This is a genomic window from Bartonella sp. AP4SXKL, from assembly GCF_042195845.1.
Lineage (GTDB): Bacteria > Pseudomonadota > Alphaproteobacteria > Rhizobiales > Rhizobiaceae > Bartonella.
On the sequence record NZ_JBHIPA010000001.1, the window covers coordinates 195,017 to 220,424 of the forward strand.

The 25,408-nt window shown below is 37.0% G+C and carries 20 protein-coding genes and 1 tRNA gene; 9 read left to right on the forward strand and 12 right to left on the reverse strand.

Features of this window, described 5'->3' with window-relative positions; genetic code table 11:
- Positions 1–177: 177 nt before the first annotated feature.
- The 5 genes from ACFIMI_RS00745 to ACFIMI_RS00765 all read right to left on the reverse strand — a co-directional run bounded on the left by ACFIMI_RS00745 (position 178) and on the right by ACFIMI_RS00765 (position 4,058).
- A complete protein-coding gene (locus ACFIMI_RS00745) occupies positions 178–471 on the reverse strand; it encodes an HPr family phosphocarrier protein (RefSeq protein WP_012754483.1) in 294 nt (97 codons plus the stop codon).
- A 17-nt stretch (positions 472–488) separates the two neighbouring features.
- Complete coding sequence (locus ACFIMI_RS00750; RefSeq protein WP_375611386.1) at positions 489–887, reverse strand: PTS sugar transporter subunit IIA; 399 nt, start codon at positions 885–887, stop codon at positions 489–491.
- Between the two features lie 136 nt (positions 888–1,023).
- On the reverse strand, positions 1,024–1,488 hold the full coding sequence (locus ACFIMI_RS00755; protein ID WP_375612806.1) for an HPr kinase/phosphatase C-terminal domain-containing protein: 465 nt from the start codon (positions 1,486–1,488) through the stop codon (positions 1,024–1,026).
- Positions 1,489–1,511: 23 nt separating this feature from the next.
- Positions 1,512–3,296, reverse strand: a complete 1,785-nt coding sequence (locus ACFIMI_RS00760; protein ID WP_375611388.1) for a stimulus-sensing domain-containing protein — start codon at positions 3,294–3,296, stop codon at positions 1,512–1,514.
- 39 nt (positions 3,297–3,335) lie between these two features.
- Entirely contained in the window at positions 3,336–4,058 is a 723-nt protein-coding gene (locus ACFIMI_RS00765) for a response regulator transcription factor (RefSeq protein ID WP_005774392.1), read from the reverse strand.
- Positions 4,059–4,444: 386 nt separating this feature from the next.
- On the opposite strand from ACFIMI_RS00765, the gene lysM reads away from it, so the two are divergent.
- Positions 4,445–4,900, forward strand: a complete 456-nt coding sequence (lysM, locus tag ACFIMI_RS00770) for a peptidoglycan-binding protein LysM (protein WP_375611389.1) — start codon at positions 4,445–4,447, stop codon at positions 4,898–4,900.
- Positions 4,901–5,010: 110 nt separating this feature from the next.
- Here lysM and ACFIMI_RS00775 read toward each other — a convergent pair whose 3' ends face one another.
- Positions 5,011–5,565: a copper chaperone PCu(A)C gene (locus ACFIMI_RS00775; protein WP_375611390.1), complete on the reverse strand. Its 555-nt coding sequence runs from the start codon at positions 5,563–5,565 to the stop codon at positions 5,011–5,013.
- A 959-nt stretch (positions 5,566–6,524) separates the two neighbouring features.
- On the opposite strand from ACFIMI_RS00775, the gene dnaK reads away from it, so the two are divergent.
- The 5 genes from dnaK (at position 6,525) to lepA (ending at position 16,550) form a co-directional block, all read left to right on the forward strand.
- Positions 6,525–8,417 (forward strand): molecular chaperone DnaK, encoded by a 1,893-nt coding sequence (dnaK, locus tag ACFIMI_RS00780; protein ID WP_273790233.1) that lies wholly within the window; start codon positions 6,525–6,527, stop codon positions 8,415–8,417.
- A 158-nt stretch (positions 8,418–8,575) separates the two neighbouring features.
- Positions 8,576–9,718 (forward strand): molecular chaperone DnaJ, encoded by a 1,143-nt coding sequence (gene dnaJ / locus ACFIMI_RS00785; RefSeq protein ID WP_375611466.1) that lies wholly within the window; start codon positions 8,576–8,578, stop codon positions 9,716–9,718.
- Between the two features lie 1,731 nt (positions 9,719–11,449).
- Positions 11,450–12,355 carry an acetylglutamate kinase gene (gene argB, locus ACFIMI_RS00790; RefSeq protein ID WP_375612884.1) on the forward strand — a complete coding sequence of 302 codons (906 nt, stop codon included), beginning with the start codon at positions 11,450–11,452 and terminating at the stop codon, positions 12,353–12,355.
- A gap of 32 nt (positions 12,356–12,387) precedes the next feature.
- Positions 12,388–13,302 (forward strand): DMT family transporter, encoded by a 915-nt coding sequence (locus ACFIMI_RS00795; protein ID WP_273790236.1) that lies wholly within the window; start codon positions 12,388–12,390, stop codon positions 13,300–13,302.
- Between the two features lie 1,442 nt (positions 13,303–14,744).
- Complete coding sequence (gene lepA / locus ACFIMI_RS00800; protein ID WP_375611467.1) at positions 14,745–16,550, forward strand: translation elongation factor 4; 1,806 nt, start codon at positions 14,745–14,747, stop codon at positions 16,548–16,550.
- 575 nt (positions 16,551–17,125) lie between these two features.
- On the opposite strand, the gene dapD is transcribed toward lepA, so the two are convergent.
- Positions 17,126–17,974 (reverse strand): 2,3,4,5-tetrahydropyridine-2,6-dicarboxylate N-succinyltransferase, encoded by an 849-nt coding sequence (gene dapD / locus ACFIMI_RS00805; RefSeq protein WP_375692172.1) that lies wholly within the window; start codon positions 17,972–17,974, stop codon positions 17,126–17,128.
- 106 nt (positions 17,975–18,080) lie between these two features.
- Between dapD and ACFIMI_RS00810 the strand changes: the two genes are divergently transcribed.
- Positions 18,081–18,944: an LOG family protein gene (locus ACFIMI_RS00810; protein WP_375611394.1), complete on the forward strand. Its 864-nt coding sequence runs from the start codon at positions 18,081–18,083 to the stop codon at positions 18,942–18,944.
- Positions 18,945–18,976: 32 nt separating this feature from the next.
- Here ACFIMI_RS00810 and truA read toward each other — a convergent pair whose 3' ends face one another.
- From truA to def, 3 genes are read right to left on the reverse strand one after another with little or no spacing between them, the layout of a single operon-like run.
- On the reverse strand, positions 18,977–19,720 hold the full coding sequence (truA, locus tag ACFIMI_RS00815) for a tRNA pseudouridine(38-40) synthase TruA (RefSeq protein WP_375612809.1): 744 nt from the start codon (positions 19,718–19,720) through the stop codon (positions 18,977–18,979).
- Position 19,721: 1 nt separating this feature from the next.
- Positions 19,722–20,651: a methionyl-tRNA formyltransferase gene (gene fmt / locus ACFIMI_RS00820; protein ID WP_375692173.1), complete on the reverse strand. Its 930-nt coding sequence runs from the start codon at positions 20,649–20,651 to the stop codon at positions 19,722–19,724.
- Positions 20,651–21,187: a peptide deformylase gene (def, locus tag ACFIMI_RS00825; protein ID WP_375620854.1), complete on the reverse strand. Its 537-nt coding sequence runs from the start codon at positions 21,185–21,187 to the stop codon at positions 20,651–20,653. Before def ends, fmt begins: the two co-directional genes overlap by 1 nt.
- 90 nt (positions 21,188–21,277) lie before the next feature.
- Here def and ACFIMI_RS00830 point away from each other — a divergent pair, with 90 nt between their 5' ends.
- Positions 21,278–22,459, forward strand: a complete 1,182-nt coding sequence (locus ACFIMI_RS00830; RefSeq protein ID WP_375678824.1) for a DNA recombination protein RmuC — start codon at positions 21,278–21,280, stop codon at positions 22,457–22,459.
- Positions 22,460–22,570: 111 nt separating this feature from the next.
- A complete protein-coding gene (locus ACFIMI_RS00835) occupies positions 22,571–23,158 on the forward strand; it encodes a hypothetical protein (protein WP_375612813.1) in 588 nt (195 codons plus the stop codon).
- Between the two features lie 1,619 nt (positions 23,159–24,777).
- Here ACFIMI_RS00835 and ACFIMI_RS00840 read toward each other — a convergent pair.
- Together ACFIMI_RS00840 and ACFIMI_RS00845 are read right to left on the reverse strand one after the other, a co-directional pair.
- Positions 24,778–24,853, reverse strand: a tRNA-Ala gene (locus tag ACFIMI_RS00840).
- A gap of 117 nt (positions 24,854–24,970) precedes the next feature.
- A complete protein-coding gene (locus tag ACFIMI_RS00845; protein ID WP_375611400.1) occupies positions 24,971–25,351 on the reverse strand; it encodes a TIGR02300 family protein in 381 nt (126 codons plus the stop codon).
- Positions 25,352–25,408 lie beyond the last annotated feature (57 nt).

The window sequence follows — 25,408 nt, forward strand, 5'->3', positions numbered from 1 at the left end:
AAGAAAAAAATCGAGCATAACAAAATTACTATAAGCTTTTACATTTATGATAATTATGCCAATCTATAATGGATATGAATATTGGTATAAAAGCGGGAAGAGAAATTAAAATTCAAAATAATGATCGAAAGTTCCTATTTTCTAAGAATTATCATCTTTGTTTATGATGAAAAAGCACTAGTTTTCCTCTCCAAAGTTGTTATTGATGAGCTTTTCAAGAGCATTAAGAGCATCTGTTGCTTCTGGTCCTGAAACACGAATGGTGAGGTTGCAACCGGATGAAGCCGCTAGCATCATAAGTCCCATAATTGATGATCCGCCAACAATTTTCCCGTCCTTTTCAACTTCAACAGTAACATTAAAATTGTCAACAGTTTGTACAAATTTTGCAGAAGCACGTGCATGCAACCCACGTTTATTACAGATATTGAAATGACGACTTATACATGGGAGGGTATCTTTGGAAAACATTGGTATTTTATTATCCGCTATAAAATCATACTTGGTACATTAATATATTTACGCCCTGCTTCTTGTGCTATTCTTAACGCGTCTGATAATGAAATATCAGGACATTTGCGAATAGAAATTAGTTTAATAAGCATGGGCAAATTAACACCCGCAATCATTTCAACGCGTCCTTTTTCAATAGCAGGAATAGCTATATTTGATGGTGTTCCACCGAACACATCTGTTAATATGATGACGCCATGATCCGTATCTGTATCGGTTACTGCGGCTATAATATCACCTCGGCGCTGATCTATATCGTCATCGGGATAAACGCATATTGTTGCGAACTTTTCTTGTACTCCAACAACATGTTCCACGGCATGTAAAAATTCGACAGCCAGCTCACCGTGCGTTACAAGCACGAGTCCAATCATTTACGCAAACTCCTGTTAACTAATAAGACCCAACCATAGTTGGTGGGAAAGACATTGTACAAGGCTTTATCTTGCTGCCAAGAAAAATTTGCAAAAAAAAGGCAAAAATTGTGATTTTTTTATCTTTAGAAAAAAATTAGACAGATTTTTGCCATATTTTTCTAAACAAAAATGCTTCAATAGCTTGACAAATGGCTGTACAATCGGCTTCACGAAGAGAGGGAAGTTTTAAAAGAGGAATGTGCAAATTTTCAAATTGAAAAGTTTTATTTGTGGAAAAACGTTCATATTCCGGACCGAGAAAAATAACACAATCGATAGTTGTGTGCTTTTTGAATTCTATCATATAAAGACCAACGCCACGAATCTCGATGCCGCCCTCTAAATTATCGGGAGTGTATCCGTGAAGCTTTCCATTTTCCGCACGCAACATTGTATAATCATCACTGATAAGCTTCGCTTCACGTTTTGACCACTCAGCGCGGTCAAGCAAAGAAAGGGTGATGGTTGATTTTCCTGATCCCGATGGACCTATAATTAACAGCCCCTTGCCGCCCAGTTGAAGGCAATTTGCGTGGAGTATTTCACATTTTGTTTTCATGCCTTTTACTTTGGATAAAAGATTTATTTAGCAAGCGGAAGCATAATAGTAAAACGTGCACCAGTTTTACACTTCCCAAGTGTAGGATCGATAATATTTTCGGCTGTAATTGTCCCATTATGAGCCTCGATGATTTGCCGACTAATAGAAAGGCCAAGTCCAGAGTTTTGTCCAAAAGCATCTTCATTTGGTCGATCTGTATAAAAACGTTCAAAAATGCGTTCAATATTTTCTGAACGAATACCTGGGCCATTATCTTCAATGGTTAAAATAAGGGTTGAAGCATGACTTTTCATAGTAATGCAAATTTTGCCACGATTCCGAGGAATAAAAGAACGCGCATTTTCAAGAAGATTTGAAATCACTTGTCCTAAACGAAGTTCATGTCCCAATACAAGATAAGCTTTTCCATGAGGACGTGGGACAATATTAAGGCTTATATCAATAGTTTGCGTATTACGATACACTTCCTGAACAGCATGAACAAGACTTTCCAAAAGCGGTGTCATATCAACAATCTCTGCGGTTTCTCGTGCAAGCTCTGCATCGAGTCGCGATGCATCAGAAATATCTGTAATCAACCGATCAAGGCGGCGCACATCATGTTGAATAATTTCCAGCAATTTTTCTTGTGCTTCTTCATTTTTAGCCAGAGGGAGCGTTTCAACAGCACTGCGTAGAGAGGTGAGAGGATTTTTTAATTCGTGGCTTACATCAGCAGCAAAGCGTTCAATGGCTTCAATACGCATATAAAGGGCATTGGTCATATCACGAATAGAAGTTGAAAGGTGACCAATTTCATCTTCACGCATTGAAAAATCAGGAATTTCTACACGCTGATTATTACCATTACGCACTCGATTAGCCGAGGCAGATAATTTACTTAATGGATGGGCAATCGTATGGGCCAAAAAGAGAGAAAGAACCAAAAGTACGCTACCTACAACGGCAAAAACTTTAAAGATAACCAGTCTTTCGCCTTTTACAATGTTATCAATATCGGAACCAGTGGTTGAAAGAAGAAGAGCTCCAACCACTGCGCGATAGCGTTGAACAGGAACGGCAACAGAAACAATTAATTGCCCTTGTCTGTTGCGTCTTTTAGCCGTAGCAAGAGATCCGTTTAATGCGCGGTACACTTCTGGATAAGCAATACCACTGGTTTTTGTTTGTTCTCTGTCAAGAGCAATACCTTTGCCATAAAATGCGCTTGAATACCATGAAGTAAGGCGATCCCACATGTTTTGTTCTGTTTTAAGTGGGGGTAAATCATAACTAAAAACTTCTCCACTAGAATAAAGAACGCGCGAATCAAGAAGGAGAGTAGCATCACGATCATAGATACGTGCTCTTGTCGTTTTAGGTGTAATAAGACGCCGTAAAAGAGGGGCAACTTGCTCAGGGTTAATAGGAAAATCCCAAGAATCGGTTGATTGAGGAGCGGGTGTAACGCTTTCACCAGTCTGTAACTCTAAGAGTTTTTGAGGGTCAATGAGGATAGAATTTGTATCTACTGTTGCAGAAGCAGCAATAGCCCCAGCAATAATTTTTCCTTGGGTACATAAACTTTTGATTTTTGCTTCAATTAAACCATCGCGAAATTGGTTAAGGTATAAAATGCCTGTAACTAAAACGGCAAGAGCAGCAATGTTTAATATAACAATGCGACGTGTGAGGCTGGAAAAAAGCAATTGTCTAAAGAGACGTTGTGTTCGAAGATGCAAACGAGCGAACATAAGAAATGGCGTTGAGGATGTACCATTAACGGTTGTTTTTTGTAAAGTTTCCAGTTGAGAATTGTCTGTCATCGATTTGATTGCCATTCAAATTTTTGCGACAAAGTAGTTTTATACCTCGTGGAAACGATAACCTACACCATAAAGTGTTTCAATCATTGCAAAATCATCATCCACTTGTTTAAACTTTTTACGCAGACGTTTAATGTGACTATCAATGGTGCGATCATCTACGTAGACTTGATCACTATAAGCAGCATCCATTAAAGCATCACGACTTTTTACAACTCCTGGTCTTTGTGCTAAGGTTTGCAGAATCAAAAATTCCGTAACGGTTAAAATAACAGGTTTATCTTTCCATGTACAGGTGTGGCGTTCTTGATCCATCACAAGATCTCCGCGTTTGAGAGAAGAGGTGGAAGAAGTTCCTGTAGAAAGCGGTTGGTTACGTGCATTAGAACGGCGTAAAATAGCTTTCACGCGTTCAATAAGAAGACGTTGGGAGAAAGGTTTAGTAATAAAATCATCAGCTCCCATTTTGAGACCAAATAATTCATCAATTTCATCATCTTTAGAGGTAAGAAAAATAACTGGAAGATCAGATTTTTGACGCAAACGACGCAAAAGTTCCATCCCATCCATTCGGGGCATTTTAATATCAAAAATAGCTAAGTGTGGAGGGTGAAGTGTGAGACCCTTGAGTGCAGATGCTCCATCTGTATAGCTTTCAACCCGATATCCTTCTGTCTCAAGCGCAAAAGATAAAGATGTCAAAATATTGCGATCATCATCAACAAGTACAATCGTTTGCGTGATTGTTGGTGTATCTTTCATGGTTTCTTAGACCTTTCTATTGCTGTGGTAGCAAATTACCCACACTTATTTATATGGGAGTTCATATTTTTTTTGCAAAACAAATATGATACAAATTGTAGCAAAGTAAAAAACCTTTTGTCATTACTGTAAAATCTTGTTTTGCTTTCATAATTTATAATGTTTCTACGTCTATTAAGATCCCTTCATTTGAGAGAAAATTTTCATAAAGGCTTTTTTTATCAAGGTTTATTACAAAGTTTATTATTGTATTTGTCTCATAATTGAACAGATGTAGTTTTGATTGTTGAAGTTTAGAAAATCTGCCTATGTGTTTTAAGAGCAAAGAAAAGAATGTGGCAATATATGCACAAAAATTTGTTTCTGCTACACGAAAGGAGGTCGTAATGGGATTTTTTAATTTTATTAAAACCGTAGGGGAAAAGTTAGGTATTGGGGACCATGAACCAAAAGAAAAGGATTTTAAGAGAGCATTTGATCATTTTCAACTCGGTACAGAAAAAGTCAATATTCAAGTTGAAGACGGTAAAGCTATTTTAAGCGGTGAAGTTCCAGATAGGGAAACACTTGAAAAAGCACTGCTGGTTGTTGGCAATTCACAAGGTATCTCTTCTGTAGATGTTAATCAATTAAAGGTTATAGATACAACGCCTAGAAAAACTTCTCGCTTTTATGAGGTTAAATCTGGTGATAATCTTTGGAAAATTGCTGAAGAGGTTTATGGAAAAGGGCAAGGTAATAAAAACACATTTATTTTTGAAGCCAATAAGCCAATGCTAAAATCTCCCGATAAAATTTATCCTGGACAAGTTTTACGTATTCCTGAAATTGACCATAGTTAATTCATCAAAGGGGATAATTTTTTACTGATGGCATTAAACAAAAAATAAAGAAGCGTAAAAAATTTCACGCTTCTTCATTTTATAAAGTGTGTATTTATAATAAAAGGAGCTTAGTGAACAGGAGAGGATTTAGAAGGTGATGGTACTTTCATAGCGTTTACAGAGAAATCAACATCAATGGTTCCTGCTTTCTCAAATGTTAATTTTGCGCTAATTTTATCACCTAACTTAAATGGTTGTGAAAGCCCCATGAACATAATATGATCACCGCCAGGCTTAAGCGTGATTTCGCCATTTCCCGGAATTTCAATGCCATTGTGCATTTTTTCCATTTTCATAATATCATTAACGACAGCCATAGAGTGTATCTCTGTTGTTTTTACTCCGTTTGTGGAAATAGAAACCAAACGGTCTGGGGTATTACTGTGATTAATAATGTAGAGATAACCGCTACCAACTCTTATACCTCTAGGTGTTTCGCGTGTCCAAGGATTGAGAATTTCTATGTCGCCAAGTTTATATTGCTGAGCACCTGCTGGCAAGGTTATACCAGCAAAGAGAAGAGCACACACGATATTTATGATAACCTTTTTGTATGGATATTGTGTATGTATTATATTCTTAAAGATGAGATTTGTTATTTTTTTAATAATAGATGTCATCATTGATTTACCCTCCTTCATAAGATTCACACTTTGAATATTTTTATTTTAGCAGAGCTTTTATTTAAAATAAAAGAAAGAAATGCTAAAATGAAATTGATTTGAATATAAAAATCATAGAATTCTTGAAATTTAAAAGAAGACAGTAAGATTTACAATGACAACACACCTCTTAACGCTTCCGTGTTCATCTCATAAATAGTATTTGCAAATGGTATAAAATCTATGATGCACTACTATTTTACTTAATGAAGATATAATACAGAACAATCATCAACTACTTTACCAATTTTAATATTATGACAGCTCTTGGCATTTTAAAGCGTTTATACAGAGGTATTTTTATATATTTTCAAAGTTCAAAATTATACAGTTAAGAAAAAACGCTTTAGATGAATTTAAAGCACAGATTTCAAATAGCCGCAAACAATGAGACCGTTAGAAGGAGAATTTTTGAAAGGAGATCGATAGATAATACCTTTACTGATATGAGCATTAGATATGATGACTATTTTAGTCCAAGGAAAATTTATAATATTTGTGATATAAATTATTCGCCTTTTAAAAAGCTTTTACGTGAGTATGATTTTATCAATGATGAGAAGATCAAGAGCGAGAGTGCAATCATTCTTTTATTTTTTAATTTTTATAGAAAGATATATTTTTTGAGAATTGCAAGAAAAATATATTATGCTCTCAAGTCTCTCATAAATATGGTATTTATGGGTCATTAGAGTGCCTATTTTAAAATAAATTTTTTATTTTGGAGATGTTTCTCTCATTATTCTCTTGTAGCAATAAAAGCCTGTTCTTATATACGAGGCAGCAAGGCTTGTTGCGACTTGCAGTTTATTATTATTTATATTGCTTGAAGCAATATACGGGCTTTAGGTGTTATGAGGAGCTATCTTAAAAAGATGCTTTATGAAGGTTGAGGTAGCTTGCTGAATGGAGATTATAATATGGCAAAAGTAATTGGTATTGATTTGGGGACAACGAACTCTTGTGTGGCTGTTATGGATGGCAAAAACGCAAAAGTTATTGAAAACTCAGAAGGAGCGCGAACAACACCTTCCGTTGTTGCCTTTACTGATGGGGGGGAGCGGCTTGTTGGGCAGCCTGCTAAACGGCAGGCGGTGACAAATCCTGAAGGGACAGTTTTTGCAGTTAAACGTTTGATAGGGCGCCGTTTTGATGACCCTATGGTTGAAAAAGATAAAGCGCTTGTTCCTTATAAAATTGTTAAAGGTGACAATGGTGATGCATGGGTTGAAGAGGCGGGAAAGAAATATTCTCCGTCACAAATTTCAGCTATGATTTTGCAAAAGATGAAGGAAACAGCAGAATCTTATCTTGGTGAAAAAGTTGAACAAGCCGTTATTACGGTTCCTGCTTATTTTAATGATGCGCAACGTCAAGCCACGAAAGACGCAGGTAAAATTGCTGGACTTGAAGTTTTACGGATTATTAATGAGCCAACTGCTGCTGCTTTAGCTTATGGTTTGGACAAAAAGGACGGAAAAACAATTGCTGTTTACGACCTTGGTGGTGGTACATTTGATATTTCAGTCCTTGAAATTGGAGATGGCGTTTTTGAAGTTAAGTCAACCAATGGGGATACGTTTTTAGGGGGTGAAGACTTTGACATGCGCTTGGTCGGTTATTTTGCCGATGAATTCAAAAAAGAACAAGGAATTGATCTGAAAAATGATAAACTCGCTTTACAGCGCTTAAAAGAAGCGGCAGAAAAAGCAAAAATTGAGCTTTCTTCGTCACAGCAAACAGAAATCAATTTACCATTTATCACGGCAGATCAATCAGGTCCCAAGCACTTAACAATGAAATTGACTCGGGCAAAATTTGAATCTCTCGTTGACGATTTAGTGCAGCGTACCATTGAACCTTGTAAAGCTGCGTTGAAAGATGCTGGATTAAAGGCCGGTGAGATTGACGAAGTTGTTTTAGTGGGTGGAATGACACGTATGCCCAAGATTCAGCAAGTTGTGCAGAGCTTCTTTGGTAAGGATCCACACAAAGGCGTTAATCCTGATGAAGTGGTCGCAATGGGTGCTGCCATCCAAGGAGGTGTATTGCAAGGCGATGTCAAAGATGTGTTGTTGCTAGATGTAACACCTTTATCTTTGGGTATTGAAACCTTGGGTGGGGTTTTCACACGCCTTATTGAGCGCAATACCACTATCCCGACGAAAAAATCGCAAGTTTTTTCGACAGCTGATGATAACCAGAGTGCTGTGACGATTCGTGTTTTCCAAGGTGAACGGGAAATGGCAAGTGATAATAAGTTATTGGCTCAATTTGATCTTGTTGGTATTCCTCCAGCCCCACGTGGTATACCTCAAATTGAAGTTACTTTTGATATTGATGCGAATGGTATTGTTAATGTTTCGGCCAAAGATAAGGGAACAGGTAAAGAGCATCAAATTCGTATTCAGGCATCAGGTGGTTTAAGTGATGCTGATATTGAAAAAATGGTAAAGGATGCAGAAGAGCACGCGGCTGAGGATAAAAAACGCCGTGAAGGTGTTGAAGCTAGAAATCAAGCGGAGGCTCTTATTCATTCAACTGAAAAGTCGCTCAATGAATATGGCGATAAAGTATCAGCTGAAGAAAAGGGACAGATTGAAACAGCAATATCTGATTTGAAATCTGCGCTTGAAGGCAGTGATACGGAAGAAGTAACAACAAAGATGCAAAAATTAGCAGAAGTCAGTATGAAACTTGGACAGGCTATGTACGAAGCCTCACAAGCAGCGAGCGCTGACACTGAAACAGAGGCAAAGAATGATGATGTTGTTGATGCTGATTTTGAAGAAGTTAATGATAAGAAGAAATAGTGTCAGCATATGTGTTGATTAATTGATAAACCCGGCCTTTGAAATATAAGGCTGGGCTTTATTATTTGAGATAAGTTGCAACTTTGTTGCTAAAAATATAAATTAAAAGCAATATTATCCATAAAGATGGATGACAGAAAAATTATCAGGAATACATGATGAAGGTTGACTATTATGAAATTCTTGGCGTGACTCGCGAATGTGATGATAAAAAGTTGAAATCTGCTTTTCGTAAGTTGGCAATGCAATATCATCCTGATCGCAACGCGGGGGATAAAGAGGCAGAGCGAAAATTCAAAGAAATTGGCGAAGCCTATGAAGTTCTTAAAGATCCCCAGAAGCGTGCTGCTTATGATCGATTTGGCCATGCGGCCTTTGAAAATAGCGGTGGTCAAGGGGGAGCAAATCCCTTTGGTGGTTTTGCTGCTGGTGGTGGATTTGCGGATATTTTCGAAGACTTTTTTGGTGAGATTATGGGAGGGACACACCGTAAGCGTGGTGATAGTCGCGAACGTGGCGCAGATTTGAGTTATAATATGGAAGTGACTTTAGAAGAGGCATTTTCAGGAAAAACTGCAGAAATTAATATTCCCAGTTCCGTTACGTGTGATGTTTGTGAAGGATCAGGAGCGAGAAAAGGCTCTAAGCCGCAAGTTTGTGGAACATGTCATGGATCTGGTCGTGTGCGTGCTGCACAGGGTTTCTTTTCTATTGAGCGGACATGTCCTACATGTCATGGACGTGGTGAAACTATTACGGATCCATGCCCCAAATGTCAGGGGACACGGCGTATAGAGAAAAAACGTTCATTAAGCGTAAATGTTCCAGCTGGTATTGAAGATGGAACGCGTATTCGCCTTTCTGGTGAGGGTGATGCTGGTATTCGTGGTGGCCCCAATGGTGATCTTTATATTTTCCTTTCCATTAAACCGCATGAGTTTTTTCAGCGAGAAGGAGCAGATCTTCACTGTCGCGTTCCTATTTCAATGGTAACAGCTGCTTTAGGAGGAGAGTTTGAAGTTTCCGACCTTGATGGTGTTAAAGCACGCGTTAAGATTCCAGAAGGGACACAAAATGGACGTCAATTCCGCCTTAGAGGCAAAGGTATGCCCATGTTGCGCCGTCAGCAAGCAAGGGGTGATCTTTACATCCATATCACGATTGAGACACCGCAGAAATTAACGCAAGAACAACGTGAATTGTTGCAAAAATTTGAGAAACTCTCAAATCATGAAAATTCACCGCAATCACATGGTTTTTTTTCACGTATGAAAGAATTTTTTGAAAATATTTCTGGTTAAAATTATGTGAATGTTCTCAGAATAATTAGAGAGAACTGTGGGAAAGTTATTTTCATTAAGCTTTCTATTGTCTCATTATCTTTGAAAAGCATTTTTTCTTGAAAAGAAAAGAGAGAGACAGCTAATTTAGGATAAACTCCTGCTGCTGATAGTTTTTATATTTCATGAGTTTTATGGATAAGTCTTATTTTTGAGTGTCTATGACATTTTAAAAAGGGCTTATCCATATAAGAACGCAATTGAGTGATTGATAATAAATATTGCCAGTGTCATGATAACTGCCTTTATGCATTCAGTATTTTTGGTGTTTATTTTTCACTCAAAATTTCTTTTTAAAGGCTCTATAATAAAACTATAAAATAGGTAGCGGCTTGCCAAGAAACGCTAAATAAGCTGTTAGGCAATCCATCTTTTTCAAATAAAGTATCAACTTCTTATAACCGATTTTATTTTTGGCATTTTTCATAGTTTTAATCACTGCTTCCTTTAAAATAAGGGTTATTTTGTTCGGAATAGCTTTTACATGCCTCATCTTAGCTTTTAGCAGTAATCATGTCTTTTTAGATGCGGATTTAGTTTTGTATTTCTGATGTCATAAATAGTTCTTCCAGATAATAAAAACGCTATAATCAAGTTTATTTTGTTCCAAAGAAATTGTGGAATGAGATAATGTGTGTTGAATGCTAAAGAAGACATAACAAAACACTTTTTGAGGTATTCGATGTATCTCTCTTGTGGGGAAACAGATTCGATGGAATTCACTTAATTGAATTTATTGGCATAATAAAAAGTTGGTGGGAAGATAGAGGAAGTTACCTTTAAAAAGAAAAAACAAATACAATAAAAAAATAGCACAATATGCTTAGAAAACAGCACGACATATTATTGAAATTGTTAGTGATATGGAAAGAGAAGTATACGAAATGAATCTTTTTTCATAAAATAACATAATTAAAATAATACATTAAAAGAATTAACAATTCTAAAAAACATTGAATAATTCAAGCATGTATTGCTATGCAAAAAGAAAAACTTAATGACAGATCATGAAAATGAGAAATTTTATCAAATCTTACGAAGAGAGTAATCTAAACAATTAAATGCTTTTACGAAGATGCTTTTGAAGAGCTATCACAATATATGGATAATGTTGCAAAGCCTTTTTTCGATTTTACGATATAAAAAGATAAATTATTATTATAAATCAACTTATTATGATTCTCCATAAGGAGCGTTCAGTTGACATTTCCTCATGTTTTATGATTGAGAAAAAGTCAAATTTTTAAAACCAAAGTTATAGTTTATTGAGATAAGCTATAAAGCGGTTGAGTGATTTCTTAATCTTGGGAATATGTTAATTTTATTATTATAAGAAACTTTATTTTTATCTTATAAAATCAATGGTTGTATATATTCCCATTCATTGTTAAGTATCCGTAGGGATAAATTAATGAGTTGAATGTACGGCTTAGCTTCAAAATTTTGCTTTTCAATTTTATATATAAGATCATAAAATAATGACATTTTTTTACGTCTATTTTGTTTAATTTTTCGCTGTCAATTTTTAAAGGAAGTTTTTTGTATTTCATTTTGCTATTCCTTTTTCGTAATTTAGAGGAAAATTGACGGTTTTCAGGGGAGGGGGTGGATAGAGTAAAGTTTGGTTTTATTGTTTTCACTTTTCCTAAATTTCATTAAGAGATGGTAAAAAGTGATGAGGAGGCTCTATTGATGGATGATGCTAAAAACGGTGATGTAGATGTTTTGGAAAAACAAGCAGCATTTTTATCGTCTGCTTTACCTTATATGCAAAAATATGAAAATGAAACGGTCGTGGTAAAATATGGCGGCCATGCTATGGGTGATCCTGCTTTGGGGCGAGCATTTGCGCGTGATATTGCTCTATTAAAGCAATCGGGGATTAATCCTGTTGTTGTTCATGGTGGTGGTCCTCAAATTGCTGAAATTTTAATGAAAATGGGGATTGAATCACGATTTGAAAACGGACTACGGGTAACCGATGAGCGGATCGTTGAAGTGGTTGAAATGGTTTTAGCGGGTTCCATAAATAAAGAAATTGTTGCTCTCATCAATGCTGAGGGTGAATGGGCAATAGGATTATGCGGCAAGGATGGCAATATGGTTTTTGCCGAAAAGGCTTATAAAACTGTCATTGATCCTGATTCGCATATTGAACGTGTTTTAGATTTGGGGTTTGTTGGTGAGCCTGTTGAAGTTGACCGCACATTGCTAGATCTTTTAGCATCTTCTGAAATGATACCAGTTCTTGCTCCTGTAGCTCCAGGACGCGATGGTAAAACTTATAATATCAATGCTGATATTTTTGCTGGAGCTATTGCTGGTGCATTAGAGGCTAAACGCCTTTTATTTCTCACTGATGTTCCTGGTGTTTTGGATAAACAGGGTAAACTTTTAAAAGAATTGACAGTTGCTGAAGCTGAGAAATTTATTAAAAATGGGACAATTTCAGGAGGCATGATTCCAAAAGTAGAGACTTGTATAAAAGCCCTTCAAAATGGCGTGGAAGGTGTTGTCATTTTAAATGGTAAAACTCCTCATTCTGTTTTACTAGAGCTGTTTACCGAACAGGGAGTTGGAACGCTTATTGTTTCATAAATTGTGGGGAAAATTGGAAGAGAAAGTTTTTCATGGTGAATCTAAAACAGTTTAAATATCCTTTATTAAGTAAGCCAGAATTGGCAATATTTACTGCGACAATATTGTGGGGCGTTACATTTTTAGTCATTCACATTGCGGTACGCTATAGTGGTCCTCTGTTTTTTGTTGGATTTCGTTTTATTGTTGCATCTCTTATATGTGGGGTAATTTTTTGGCGCTCTATAAAAGGTATAACTGTTTATGAAGTTTTCGCTGGGATGGCGATAGGTTTAGCCATGTTTTTTGGTTATGCTTTTCAAGCAGCTGGACTTCAAACAATTATTAGTAGTCAGTCAGCTTTTATCACAGCGCTTTATGTACCGATGGTTCCAATCTTGCAATGGATTGTTTTTAAAAAACCTCCCCGTTTAGCTTGTTGGATTGGTATTATTTTCGCTTTTATTGGGCTTGTATTTATTTCAGGACAAAAGCCGGGAAATTTTGATTTTTCAAAAGGCGAAATTTTAACTTTGTTAGGCGCTTTAGCGATTGCTGGAGAAGTCATACTCATCGGAATTTTTGCGAACAAGGTTGATAGTCGGCGTGTAACCATTATTCAGTTATTTTTTAGTGGTTTTTTTTCATTTGCTTGTATGCCTTTGATGGGTGAAAGCATCCCTGAATTTTCGTGGGTGTGGTTTAATATTGGTATAGGATTGGCATTAATGAGTGCCATCATTCAATTAGCTATGAATTGGGCACAAAAGTCTATTTCCCCTACGCGTGCGACACTCATTTACGCAGGTGAACCGGTATGGGCTGGTATTGTTGGGCGTTTGGCTGGCGAACATTTATCTCCCTTAGCTTTATTGGGCGGTTTGCTTATTCTGATTGGGATAATTGTGGCTGAATTACAACCTTCACAATGGCGTAAAAAAAATAAAGCAATTAAAAAAATTGATTAGCTATACATTTTTTTATTATGATTTTATTACATGAGATTTTTGCTTGTAGAGTTTTCATTTTTGGAGCTTTTTTAATACTAAGATGATTAAGAAGTTCTATAAATTATTCCAGCTTTTGCATGCCAAAGTGGAGAAATAGTATGCTTCTATCTGTTTGTCAGATTTCTGAACCGGGCAGACAACCTTCATTGAGCCAAAGCATGAGGTGATATAAAGGTAAAAATTAACGCTCATCTTTAAATTCGGCTTTAACAACTTTCAAAAACATCTACGGTAATGTTTTTGAATAATGAAAATTACGCACTGTCGCACGTTATTTCTTTTGTCCTTTAATAGAGTTACGCTTCTCACGCAAAATAGAACGCCCAAAGTATCCCCATAACGTTGTACATTAAAGCGTTTTTTAAAAGATAATTTTCTCAATATACATCATATTCATTGACGGTTTGCATGAAGTATAGAAAAACCACAGAGCATCATCATTTTACTTAAAATAAAAGGCACGAGCATTTTCTTTATCTGTTCTCAATATTACGATAGCTTTTGGCATTTGAAAGAGAGAGGTATTTTTACTCATTTCTTAAACGTTTTTATCCATACACTAGCTCTGTTTTATAATGGGGAGCAAAAAATTTATTGATTCATTATGAGAAGATTTAAAATGAGAGAAGCTCGCGATATTCAGAGCTTTAATTTAAATTGCAAAACAATAAACGATCATTATAAATCAATGCGTTATCCAATGAATCGAAGAGGATTTGTGTGTTTTATATTTAATGAAGGAAGGGAGGAGTTGTATAAAAAGGACATAAAAACTTTGCTCAATAAAGCCTATTTCTAAAGTTTTAAAAATTAAGAAGAAACTCCCTCGATATTCATGTTATCTTATATAAGATTGCTAAAAAAGAAGATTATTGCGTACAAATAAAAAAGCATTTCTTGCGAATTTATTGCAAGCCTAAGTGATATACACGCCCATCATATAAATATGATAATACATTGATTTATAATTATAATATAGCATTATTCACAATTGAATTAGAACCCTGAATACCGTAAAATTTTCTCACGTCAAATCATTTTCATGTTAAATCAATCCAAATCACTTGCTTACACATCACAAGTGGGTGGGGGGCATGTGGGTAAAGACTGTACAAGAAAAGCATATCTCTTATAAAATTTTTCAAGTGTAAAGGATCGTCGTAATATTGGAGGCTGGCAAAGTGTGTGATGGTGCCGGCTTACTACAGATATGAGTTATCAAATAAGATGTGAAAGGATCATTTTATCACCCTTGGATTTAATTTAGCAAACAAAAGCCTCATTTTTTAGGCTATAAAAAGTTGTGTTTTGAGAAGATTTTTAGGTTTATATTCTTTTGATAGAAGCCGGAACATAATTGGTCTTTGCGTTTTGTATTATTCTTTGCTAAATCGCCTTATATGACAATAGATCGTAATTATATTCGTAATTTTTCCATCGTGGCGCATATTGATCACGGCAAATCAACTTTAGCTGATCGTTTGATTCAAATAACAGGTGGGCTTGATACACGTGAGATGAAAGAACAAGTACTCGATTCCATGGATATTGAGCGTGAACGTGGAATTACTATTAAAGCACAGACGGTACGTTTACACTATAAGGCAAAGAATGGTGAAACCTATATTTTAAATCTTATGGATACACCAGGTCATGTGGATTTTGCTTATGAGGTTTCGCGTTCACTGGCAGCTTGTGAAGGTTCTCTGTTGGTGGTGGATGCAAGCCAAGGCGTAGAGGCGCAGACGTTAGCAAATGTTTATCAAGCCATTGATAATTCCCATGAGTTGGTTGTTGTTCTCAATAAAGTTGATCTTCCAGCAGCAGAACCTGAGCGTGTTAAAGAACAAATTGAAGATGTGATAGGCATTGATACATCTCAAGCAGTAGAAATATCAGCAAAAACAGGTTTGGGTGTTCCTGATGTTCTGGAGGCAATTGTTGCACAATTACCACCTCCACATACAGGCGATGTTGCAAATCCCTTGAAAGCAATGTTGGTTGATAGCTGGTATGACGCATATCTTGGTGTCATTGTTTTGGTACGGGTGATAGATGGTATTTTAAAAAAAGGCCAAACCATTCGTATGATGGGTACAGGTGCAAAATATCCAGTTGAGCGCGTTGGGGTTTTTACACCTAAAATGGTACAGGTTGATGAATTAGGACCAGGCGAGATTGGTTTTATCACTGCTTCTATCAAAGAGGTAGCAGATACACGGGTTGGGGATACGATTACTGAAGAGCGTCGTCCTTGTGAAAATGCTTTGCCTGGTTTTAAGCCGGCGCAACCGGTTGTCTTTTGTGGACTTTTTCCAATTGATGCTGCTGATTTTGATGATTTGCGTGCAGCCATGGGCAAATTACGCTTAAATGATGCGAGTTTTTCTTTTGAAATGGAAACGTCTGCGGCTTTGGGATTTGGTTTTCGCTGTGGTTTTTTGGGACTTCTGCATCTTGAAATTATTCAAGAGCGATTAGAGCGTGAGTTTAATTTGGATTTAATTGCGACAGCACCTTCAGTTGTTTATCGCATGAATATGAATGATGGTTCTGTTAAAGAGTTGCACAATCCAGCGGATATGCCTGATGTGGTTAAAATTTCTTCCATAGAAGAACCATGGATTCGAGCGACAATCATGACTCCTGATAATTATCTTGGTTCAATTTTAGAGCTATGCCAAGAGCGGCGTGGGGTACAGGTTGGTTTGTCCTATGTTGGAACCCGTGCTATGGTAACGTATGATTTACCACTGAATGAAGTTGTTTTTGATTTTTATGATCGGCTAAAATCGATTTCAAAGGGTTATGCTTCTTTTGATTATCAAATGACAGATTATGCAGAAGGTGATTTAGTTAAAATGTCTATTTTGGTGAATGGAGAGCCTATTGATGCATTATCGATGCTTGTTCACCGCACGATTGCAGAAAAGCGCGGGCGTTCAATGTGTGAAAAACTGAAAGATCTTATTCCTCAGCATATGTTTCAGATTCCAGTTCAAGCGGCTATTGGTGGTAAAGTTATAGCGCGCGAAACGATTCGTGCTTTGCGTAAAGATGTAACAGCGAAATGTTACGGGGGTGATGTTACGCGTAAGCGCAAACTTTTGGAAAAGCAAAAAGAAGGCAAAAAGCGGATGCGCCAATTTGGAAAAGTAGAAATTCCACAATCGGCATTTATTCAAGCGCTCAAAATGAACAAATAATGAAAAAAGGGGTATTTTCTCTCATTGATTGCGCTTTTGCTTTTGTCGATTGGTTCAGGTGTTTAAAGAACACTTTTAAATAGAATTGCGTCGTGCTTCATGTTCTTGTGTATTGCATAATGGTATCACTTTCTCACGTAAAACAGAATGCTTTAAACAAAATACATTTATGTTGCATATTGGCGTGCTCGTTTTCGTAAATCATCACTCAATACATCAAACTCCATTTCACAACGGGGGCTATGAAAAATATAACGTAAAATACACTGTGAATGATATAAAATCCATTTGGCATTACCGCTTTTACGCGTCAGAAAGGTGCAAAGCGCACCTATCATACTCTTTTTCAGCTCAAAATATTATGACAGTCCTTATCACTTGAGAGAATTCATTAAAGGTATTTCACTCTTTTCTTGAAGTGTTTCTTACCCACATACCAACTGTGTTTGTAACGAGCAAGGAAATGATAGTGATTGATTCACTATGAAAGGATTTGAAATGAGAGAATCCTTGTATTCGAGGTTATTATTCAAGTTAAAAAACGAGGAAATATTATTATGCATTAATCTTGTTGTCTAAGAACGTAAAAGATCATTAATGGATGTTTTTTCTCGTGTTTTTTGATCAACGCGTTTTACAATAACAGCACAATAAAGGTTTGGGCCTGCTTCACCATTTGGTAAAGGTTTTCCAGGGAGAGAACCTGGTACAACCACTGAATAGGCTGGTACTTCACCAATAAAAATTTCACCTGTTGTACGATCAATAATCTTTGTTGATTTTCCAATAAAGACTCCCATTCCCAAAACAGCACCTTCACGGATAATACAGCCTTCAACAATTTCAGAGCGAGCACCGATAAAGCAATGATCTTCAATGATTGTTGGATTTGCTTGCAGTGGTTCCAAAACACCTCCAATACCAACACCGCCAGAAAGATGGACATGTTTACCAATTTGTGCACAAGAACCAACGGTGGTCCATGTATCAACCATTGTGCCCTCATCGATAAAAGCACCAAGATTGACAAAGGATGGCATCAATATAACATTGGGTGCAATGTAAGCAGAATGACGTACAATGGCTCCAGGAACGGAACGGAAATCAGCACTTTTAAAATCTGCCTCTTGCCAACCAGAGAATTTTGAAGGAACTTTATCCCACCAATGTGTCCCATTGATTCCACCAGTAATAATTTGCATAGAATTAAGCCGAAAAGAGAGTAAAACCGCTTTTTTCAACCATTGATGAACATGCCATTGTCCATTTTTTTGTCGTTCTGCAACACGGATTTCACCTTTATCAAGAAGGTTCAATGCATGTTCAACACTCTCACGTATTTCGCCTTTTGTGGTAGTATCGATAGAATCGCGATCGTCAAAAGCTTGTTCGATAATAATTTCAAGTTGTGTGATATGAGTCATGACGAGAGTTCCGTTAAACAAGTTGAAAGCTTCAAGATTTATTCTCTATGAACTACGCGAAGAAATGTGTTCAGTCAATAAAACGATGAGGAAGTAGGACAGGTGTATGAAAAAAAGCTGTAAAGAAAAAAGAAAAAGGGAGCAAGAAAACTGGACGCCACTTCTCCATACGAAGGATGCTCTACAACAGATCCATAAAGTCTCTAATTCAGCACAGGTGCGTTCGTCTACTTATCGTTTAGCCTATATCGATCAAGATTTTATGATGCGTCCAGAGCTGCGTTCACAACGTATTAGTCTTGAATTTTTAAAGCCGGAAATAACCCTTAAAGAATATGATATTCAATCAACAGTTGTTTTATTTGGTGGTGCGCGTATTCCTGAACCTGGGCAAGCAGCGTGGGCTGCAAAAAATGAAATACAAAAGAAAAATTTGCATGCTATGTCACATTATTACGATGAAGCAAGAGAGTTTGCGCGTTTGTGCTCACTCTATTCTGCTACGACACAATATCGTGAATTTGTGGTTGTTACGGGGGGCGGACCAGGAATCATGGAGGCGGGAAATCGTGGTGCTTGTGATGTTGGTGCCCCAACGATTGGCTTGAATATTATTTTACCACATGAGCAAGAGCCTAATTCGTATGTGTCGCCGCATTTATGTTTCAATTTTCATTATTTGGGGATGCGCAAAATGCATTTTTTAGTACGAGCGAAAGCCCTAGCCATTTTTCCAGGAGGATTTGGGACTCTGGATGAACTGTTTGAGACATTAACTTTAGTACAGACGGGGCGTATGAAACAGGTACCGATTTTATTGTTTGGCAAAGAATTTTGGAGCAATACTGTCAATTTTGAGTATCTGTCTGCACAAGGTACAATTTCTCCTACTGATATTAATTTTGTGAAATTTGTTAATACAGCAGCAGAAGCTTTTGAAGAAATTCGTTCTTTTTATAAATTGCCTTAACGACTTTTGAGATGCTCACTCTTGAAGGATCATTAATACTCTACTTTGGTTAAATAAAGTCCTGAGGGGGGGGCAACAACACCACAACGTTTACGATCTTTAGCATGAAGAGCTGTTTCGAGATCTTGAGCTGTCCAACGTCCAATACCCACTTCCATGAGGCTTCCTGCGAATGAACGGATTTGATGATGAAGAAAAGAACGAGCTTGTGCATAAAGGAAAATTTCTTCACCTTCTCTTTGAATATCGAGACGTTCAAGGGTGCGAATAGGGCTTTTGGCTTGGCAATGTGCTGAACGGAAAGTTGTAAAATCATGTTGTCCTACAAGCTTTTGCGCAGCTTCATGCATGGCTTCAGCATGAAGAGGTTTTGGTATCCACCACACGCGTTTGGCATTTAAAGCTGGTGGAGAGCGACGATTAAGTATTTTAAAAAGATAATGGCGTTTTACAGCGGAAAATCGTGCATCAAAGTCATCAGGGACATTTTCTACATTTAAGATTGAAATCGCCTCTCCCTGTTTACGTAAAAGAGCATTGAGCGCGTCACGCACAGTATGGGAGAGCCAGTTTTTTTCAAAATCAACATGCGCAACTTGTCCCGTAGCATGTACGCCCGCATCGGTTCTTCCTGCTGTTGTTATGGTCAATTGTTGTCCACTAAAGCAAAAAATTGCTTGTTCAAGAGCTCCTTGTATCGTGTGAAGTTTTGCTTGACGCTGCCAACCAGCATAATTTGAACCATCATATTCAAGAGTGAGTTTAAAACGTGGCATCTTAAAAAACAGCAGAAATATGAGCACCTCGCAAAAAGGTTGCGCACTCAAGAATTTTACCGCCAGATCTTTGGAGAGAGGTTATTTCTATCCGTCCTTGCCCACAATGGATAATCAAAGAATCTGGTTCTATCCGTCCAATTTCAAGAGAAGGACCTGTTGTTAAGCGACTATCAAGAATTTTTACACGTTCTTCTCGTCCACCGATATTCATGTTGCACCAGCAACTAGGAGAGGGAGAGAGCGCGCGAATATGCCTATGAATAAACTCTGCAGGTTTTGTCCAATCAATGCGGGTCTCTTCTTTTCTAATTTTGGCCGCATAGGTAATGCCTTCCTCTGGTTGTGGGGTCAGTTTAAGTTGTCCTTTTTCAAGAGTTGATAAAGTCTCTACCATAAGTTCTGCGCCAATATGTGAAAGTCTGTTTGAAAGCTCAGCAGTGGTGGTGTTATCAGTAATGGGGATGGAGCGAGAAAGAGCGATAGGCCCCGTATCAAGTCCTTCATCCATTTTCATGATCATGATACCTGTTTCTTTATCACCAGCCATAATTGCTCGTTGAATAGGCGCAGCACCACGCCAACGTGGTAAGAGTGAAGCGTGGGCATTAAAACAACCAAAACGCGGTGCTTCGAGAATAGCTTTAGGTAAAAGGAGTCCATAAGCCACCACAATAGCAGCATCAACAGAAAGTGCTGCAAATTGCTCCTGTTGTTCGATTGTTTTGAGTGTTTGAGGCGTAAAGATGGGAATAGATTTCTCTTTTGCTACGGTGTGAACAGCGGAGGGGATTAATTTCAGCCCTCGACGTCCTGCTGGACGAGGGGGTTGACTATAAACAGCAACAACATCATGACCTGCATCCAATAAAGCATGTAAAATAGGAACAGAAAAATCTGGTGTTCCCATAAAACTTAATCGTAAAGCCATTACAAAACTGCTTCCTGCATGTTTTTTTCTTTTGCACGTTTTTTAAATTTTCGTATCACCATATCGCGTTTGATCTTTGAAATGTAATCAATAAAAAGGCGCCCATCTAAATGATCAATTTCATGCTGCAAGCAAGTTGCTAAGAGATCGTCTGCTTCAATTTCTGTTTGTTTTCCTTCACGGTTCTGATAGCGAACACGAAGGCGTTTAGGACGTTCAACCTCTGCAAAATAATCAGGAATAGAAAGACAACCTTCTTTGTAAATATTACGCTCATCTGAAAGCCATAAAATTTCAGGGTTGATAATAACAAGTGGTTTTTTCTGCTCATCTTCAGAATTTCCAGAGACATCTATAACCAACATACGTAGCGGTATACCAATTTGAATAGCAGCAAGACCAACGCCTTTAGCATTATACATGGTTTCCAACATGTCATCCGCAAGTTTTTGGAGAGCTGAATCGACCTGCTCAACAGGTTTGGACACTTCCCGTAAAATCGGATCAGGTAAAGTAACTAAAGATCTCATTGGCATAAGTAGAGATTAATCAATGGTTTGTTATTGGTCAATATTGAATAACGGATTCTTGCGTTTTTTTACAATAAGAGCGTTATATTACAATTTATGTTTGATTCGTTTTTTTCCATACTTGCTGGTGATTTTTTTTCTAAACTAATGCTTTTGCTTTTATTTATACTTGTCTGTTTGGCATTTTTTATGTTGATACATTCTTATCGAAAAAAAGCATTTTTGGAAAATGAAATTGCTGAACGCGCACGTGAGGCACAAATGCAGATGGCTACCTTGCTGAAAACACAAGCTGAAATGCAAGGACGAATGCAAACGATGGCGGAAATTTTTGGTCAACGGCAGGCTGAATTGAATAAATCACTCAGTGAGCAACTCAATGGGATGACAACAAGCTTAGGCCAAACACTTCAGGTACAGACCAAATCCACTTATGAAAATTTGAATCGTTTGCAAGAGCGTTTAGCAGTGATTGATGCAGCACAAAATAATATTCAATCGCTTACGGGACAAGTTGTTCAGTTGCAGTCCATTTTAAGCAATAAGCAGACGCGTGGTACTTTCGGTCAAGGGCGGATGGAAGCAATTATTGCCGATGCCTTACCAACAAACGCTTATGCTTTTCAGGCTGTTCTTTCCAATGGAAAGCGCCCAGATTGTCTCATTCATATGCCCAATAAAGCTCCTTCTCTTGTTGTTGATGCTAAATTTCCTCTGGAAGCTTGGAATGCTATGCGTAAGGCAGAATCAGCGCAAGAGCGTCAAGAGGCAGAACGCCAATTTCGTACCGATATGGAAGTTCATATTCGTGATATTGCACAAAAATATTTGATTCCTGGAGAAACCCATGACACTGCTTTCCTTTTTGTGCCATCTGAATCGATTTTCGCAACAATTTATGAGGACTTTGAGGCATTGGTACAAAAATCCAATAGAGCCCATGTGATTATTGTTTCACCATCTTTGTTGATGCTCTCTGTCCAAGTGGTACAAACCATTATGAAAGATGCGCGTATGCGTGAACAAGCGCATTTAATTCAATCAGAAGTAGCAAAATTGATGGAAGATTTTGGACGAATGGATACGCGTGTTCGCGCACTACAGAAGCACTTTCATAAAGCAGGTGAAGATATAGAGGGAATTTTGATATCGTCCTCCAAAATCATGAAACGGGCAAATCGCATTGAAACTGTCGAATTAAAAGAAAATTACTCTGAACCAACAAAAATGACAACATTGGCTCAGTCGCAAACATTGCGTTTTGCTGATGAGGAATAAAGCAAAGCAAGCTTCTTAGATATTACAAGTTAGATCATGTTCTTTATTGATTGGTAATCATTTTTTAGTATCTCTATCTTGTTTTATTTCTTAAACGAGAGGAATAGGAATATGCGACACCTTTTGTTTTTAGGGGCACTGGTGTTTTTGCTAGAGGGATGCGCAACAACCACTCCCATCCACACAAATAATGCTTGTGCTATTTTAGCACAAAAAAATGGTTTTTTTGACAATTGGGGTAAGGTGTCTCAAAGAGCGGAAATGCGCTATGGAATTCCTATGCCTATTATTCTTGCAACCATTAAGATGGAATCGAGCTTTCGTCACAATGCACGTCCTCCACGCAAAAAACTACTTGGTTTTATTCCATGGAAGCGTCGGTCGACAGCTTATGGTTATGCTCAAGCGCTTGATAGTACATGGGCAATGTATCTTCGCTCTACAGGAAAGTCTTTTGCATGGCGTACGAATTTCGCAGATGCTGCTGATTTTGTTGCTTGGTATCATAGCCAAAGTGTTCAACGCAATGGGGTGAGGTTTGATGATGCATATAGCCTTTATTTAAATTATCATATGGGGCATGGTGCTTATGCACGTAGTGGTGGGCATGTCAGTGCTGCGCTTTCACAGACAGCACAGCGCATGGCAAGGATATCGAGGCTCTATGAACAGCAATTAAAAAGATGTGGATGGCATTAGGGAAGATTTTTGAAAATCTCAATCAGGGAATTGATGGGATAAAATTATTCGAAAGCAAAATTCCACATGATATGATAAAATAGTGTCGTTTTCTGATCGTTCAATGAAATAAATTGTTATTTTTTAGAATAAACTCAAGCGACAGAAAGCTTTTGCAATACACAATATATTTGAAGATACTCTCGACATTTTTACTTCCTTTGTTAAAAAAAATTATAATAGAAACCATTTTCTATTTAGTGTTGGCATTTCGCATTGGGCTAAGTACTAGAGGTTATTGAAGAAAAATTTTAAAATATAATATCATTTTTTATTTTCATTATGCGTATTACTGGCTGATTATTATATGAATATTTTCTTTGTTAAGCGTATAAAATAGCAATTAAAACAAATGCAATTCGGGCATCATAAAAAGGGTAAAATATTCAATATAAAAAAACGAGAAATGCATTAAACGAAAAAACGTTGTTTTGTATAAAGAGGGCGCTACAGTCTTCAAAAAAACTAAGTGTATTTAGTATTGTATGAAATAAAACATAGTCGTCCATCCAGTTCATCTTAATTGAAAGAAGTTATCTTATTGTATTGTAAAAACACTCCCGTTTATAGGATGATAAGGTATATGCAACTTTATACACAATGAATATTCAGGGTAGGGAATATTCAGAGAAAGATTTGTAACGCCTATGAAGTAACAAGTCAGTCTCCAATGTTGTGATAGCTTTTGCATTTGAGAATATTTATGAGAAGCATTTTTATTCTTTTTCTTAAATGGTTTAAGCATATTGATTTATAAAGATAATATATCGTTATTCATATTAAAGTAAGAATCTCGAATGGCGTAGGGTTTTATCGTTTCAGATCTCTTGAGGTTGAATCAATAAAACCATTGGCTTGCACATAACAAGCACAATGGGTATGTGGATAAAAACTGTGAAAGAAAAGACTAAAAATGTTTTTTTATGAACATACATTCTCAAATGTAAGAATTATCCGTAACATTGGGAATTAGCACATATAATGATAGCACCACTTTGCTCTTACACCTCGACCTTGTTTATGACGTGCAAGGAAAAAAATTAATTGATTCAATATATTATTTAAGTGTTAATATACCTTAGTATTGAGCAGGTATACGCTACTCAAGGTGGATAATTTTTAATTGGCAGAACATCTGATCAGGCTAAAAATACTCGAAAAAAGTTCTGATTCGCAATAATTGAGAAGTATATTTTAATATTTTATTCTCTACTCTTTGTTTAAGTACTTCATATCTTTTAAAAAGATACCGGTAACCAACATATTATGATATTTGTGGAAATATTGTGGTAAAGGAAATTCAAATTTTGTCCTTTAAGACAAGGCGCAGGTTAAACAGCTCATTTTCTATTTCTGTGCAAAGCATAAAAAATTATCTACTTTCACGGTTGCGACAGTAAATTTTATAATCCAACAAATGATTAAAAATGTATTATAATATCATTAAGATGCAAGGAACAGGCGCTATTGGAATGATAATTAAATAGCACATAAACCTTTTAAATTGATGCACACATCTTTTATTATATGCACACATCTTTTATTATAATTGATTCCCTTGATAGAACAGTTGGTCTTTTTGGTGGAGCTAAGCGGGATCGAACCGCTGACCTCTTGCATGCCATGCAAGCGCTCTCCCAGCTGAGCTATAGCCCCTATAAAAACAAATTGTCCCAAAAAGACAGTATACAATTCCAGCTTTTCTAGAACGATCAAAATTGAAGATCAAGAAGAATTTACATTCAATAGAAAAGATGTCCTCTTTTACTTCTTTTAAGCATCGTCATCATTAGAAACACCGCCTCCGAGAATATCAGTAACGTCATCATCTTCATCGTCACCATCATGAGACAAAAATGTATCATCATCATCACCAAGATCTACATCACTATCTTCTAAATCAGGAAGATCGTCATCTTTAGAATCCACATCATCATCTTCAAGAAGCATAAAAGCAGATTTTTCAAGTGCTGTATCAAGCTCTTCAGTATCAACTTCTTCTTCATTGTTTGCTTCAGCTGCTGCAACTTCAAAGTAAGAACGCGGATAAGAAATCCCTGTATAGGGCGACACAATAGGATCGCGATTTAGATCGTAAAATTTTTTTCCTGTTTCTGGATCAACACGTTTAGTTCCAAGTTCTTGTTTTGCCATAAACCGTGCCTCTTTGATTAACTATTATTCCATTAAAAGATAAATTTTATGGTGCTT

Excerpts from the sequence above, each read along its gene's own strand:
- ACFIMI_RS00745 (WP_012754483.1), bottom strand. The coding sequence starts at position 471 with ATGTTTTCCAAAGATACCCTCCCATGTATAAGTCGTCATTTCAATATC.
- ACFIMI_RS00750 (WP_375611386.1), bottom strand. The coding sequence starts at position 887 with ATGATTGGACTCGTGCTTGTAACGCACGGTGAGCTGGCTGTCGAATTT.
- ACFIMI_RS00755 (WP_375612806.1), bottom strand. The coding sequence starts at position 1,488 with ATGAAAACAAAATGTGAAATACTCCACGCAAATTGCCTTCAACTGGGC.
- ACFIMI_RS00760 (WP_375611388.1), bottom strand. The coding sequence starts at position 3,296 with ATGACAGACAATTCTCAACTGGAAACTTTACAAAAAACAACCGTTAAT.
- ACFIMI_RS00765 (WP_005774392.1), bottom strand. The coding sequence starts at position 4,058 with ATGAAAGATACACCAACAATCACGCAAACGATTGTACTTGTTGATGAT.
- lysM (WP_375611389.1), top strand. The coding sequence starts at position 4,445 with ATGGGATTTTTTAATTTTATTAAAACCGTAGGGGAAAAGTTAGGTATT.
- ACFIMI_RS00775 (WP_375611390.1), bottom strand. The coding sequence starts at position 5,565 with ATGATGACATCTATTATTAAAAAAATAACAAATCTCATCTTTAAGAAT.
- dnaK (WP_273790233.1), top strand. The coding sequence starts at position 6,525 with ATGGCAAAAGTAATTGGTATTGATTTGGGGACAACGAACTCTTGTGTG.
- dnaJ (WP_375611466.1), top strand. The coding sequence starts at position 8,576 with ATGAAGGTTGACTATTATGAAATTCTTGGCGTGACTCGCGAATGTGAT.
- argB (WP_375612884.1), top strand. The coding sequence starts at position 11,450 with ATGGATGATGCTAAAAACGGTGATGTAGATGTTTTGGAAAAACAAGCA.
- ACFIMI_RS00795 (WP_273790236.1), top strand. The coding sequence starts at position 12,388 with ATGGTGAATCTAAAACAGTTTAAATATCCTTTATTAAGTAAGCCAGAA.
- lepA (WP_375611467.1), top strand. The coding sequence starts at position 14,745 with ATGACAATAGATCGTAATTATATTCGTAATTTTTCCATCGTGGCGCAT.
- dapD (WP_375692172.1), bottom strand. The coding sequence starts at position 17,974 with ATGACTCATATCACACAACTTGAAATTATTATCGAACAAGCTTTTGAC.
- ACFIMI_RS00810 (WP_375611394.1), top strand. The coding sequence starts at position 18,081 with ATGAAAAAAAGCTGTAAAGAAAAAAGAAAAAGGGAGCAAGAAAACTGG.
- truA (WP_375612809.1), bottom strand. The coding sequence starts at position 19,720 with ATGCCACGTTTTAAACTCACTCTTGAATATGATGGTTCAAATTATGCT.
- fmt (WP_375692173.1), bottom strand. The coding sequence starts at position 20,651 with ATGGCTTTACGATTAAGTTTTATGGGAACACCAGATTTTTCTGTTCCT.
- def (WP_375620854.1), bottom strand. The coding sequence starts at position 21,187 with ATGCCAATGAGATCTTTAGTTACTTTACCTGATCCGATTTTACGGGAA.
- ACFIMI_RS00830 (WP_375678824.1), top strand. The coding sequence starts at position 21,278 with ATGTTTGATTCGTTTTTTTCCATACTTGCTGGTGATTTTTTTTCTAAA.
- ACFIMI_RS00835 (WP_375612813.1), top strand. The coding sequence starts at position 22,571 with ATGCGACACCTTTTGTTTTTAGGGGCACTGGTGTTTTTGCTAGAGGGA.
- ACFIMI_RS00845 (WP_375611400.1), bottom strand. The coding sequence starts at position 25,351 with ATGGCAAAACAAGAACTTGGAACTAAACGTGTTGATCCAGAAACAGGA.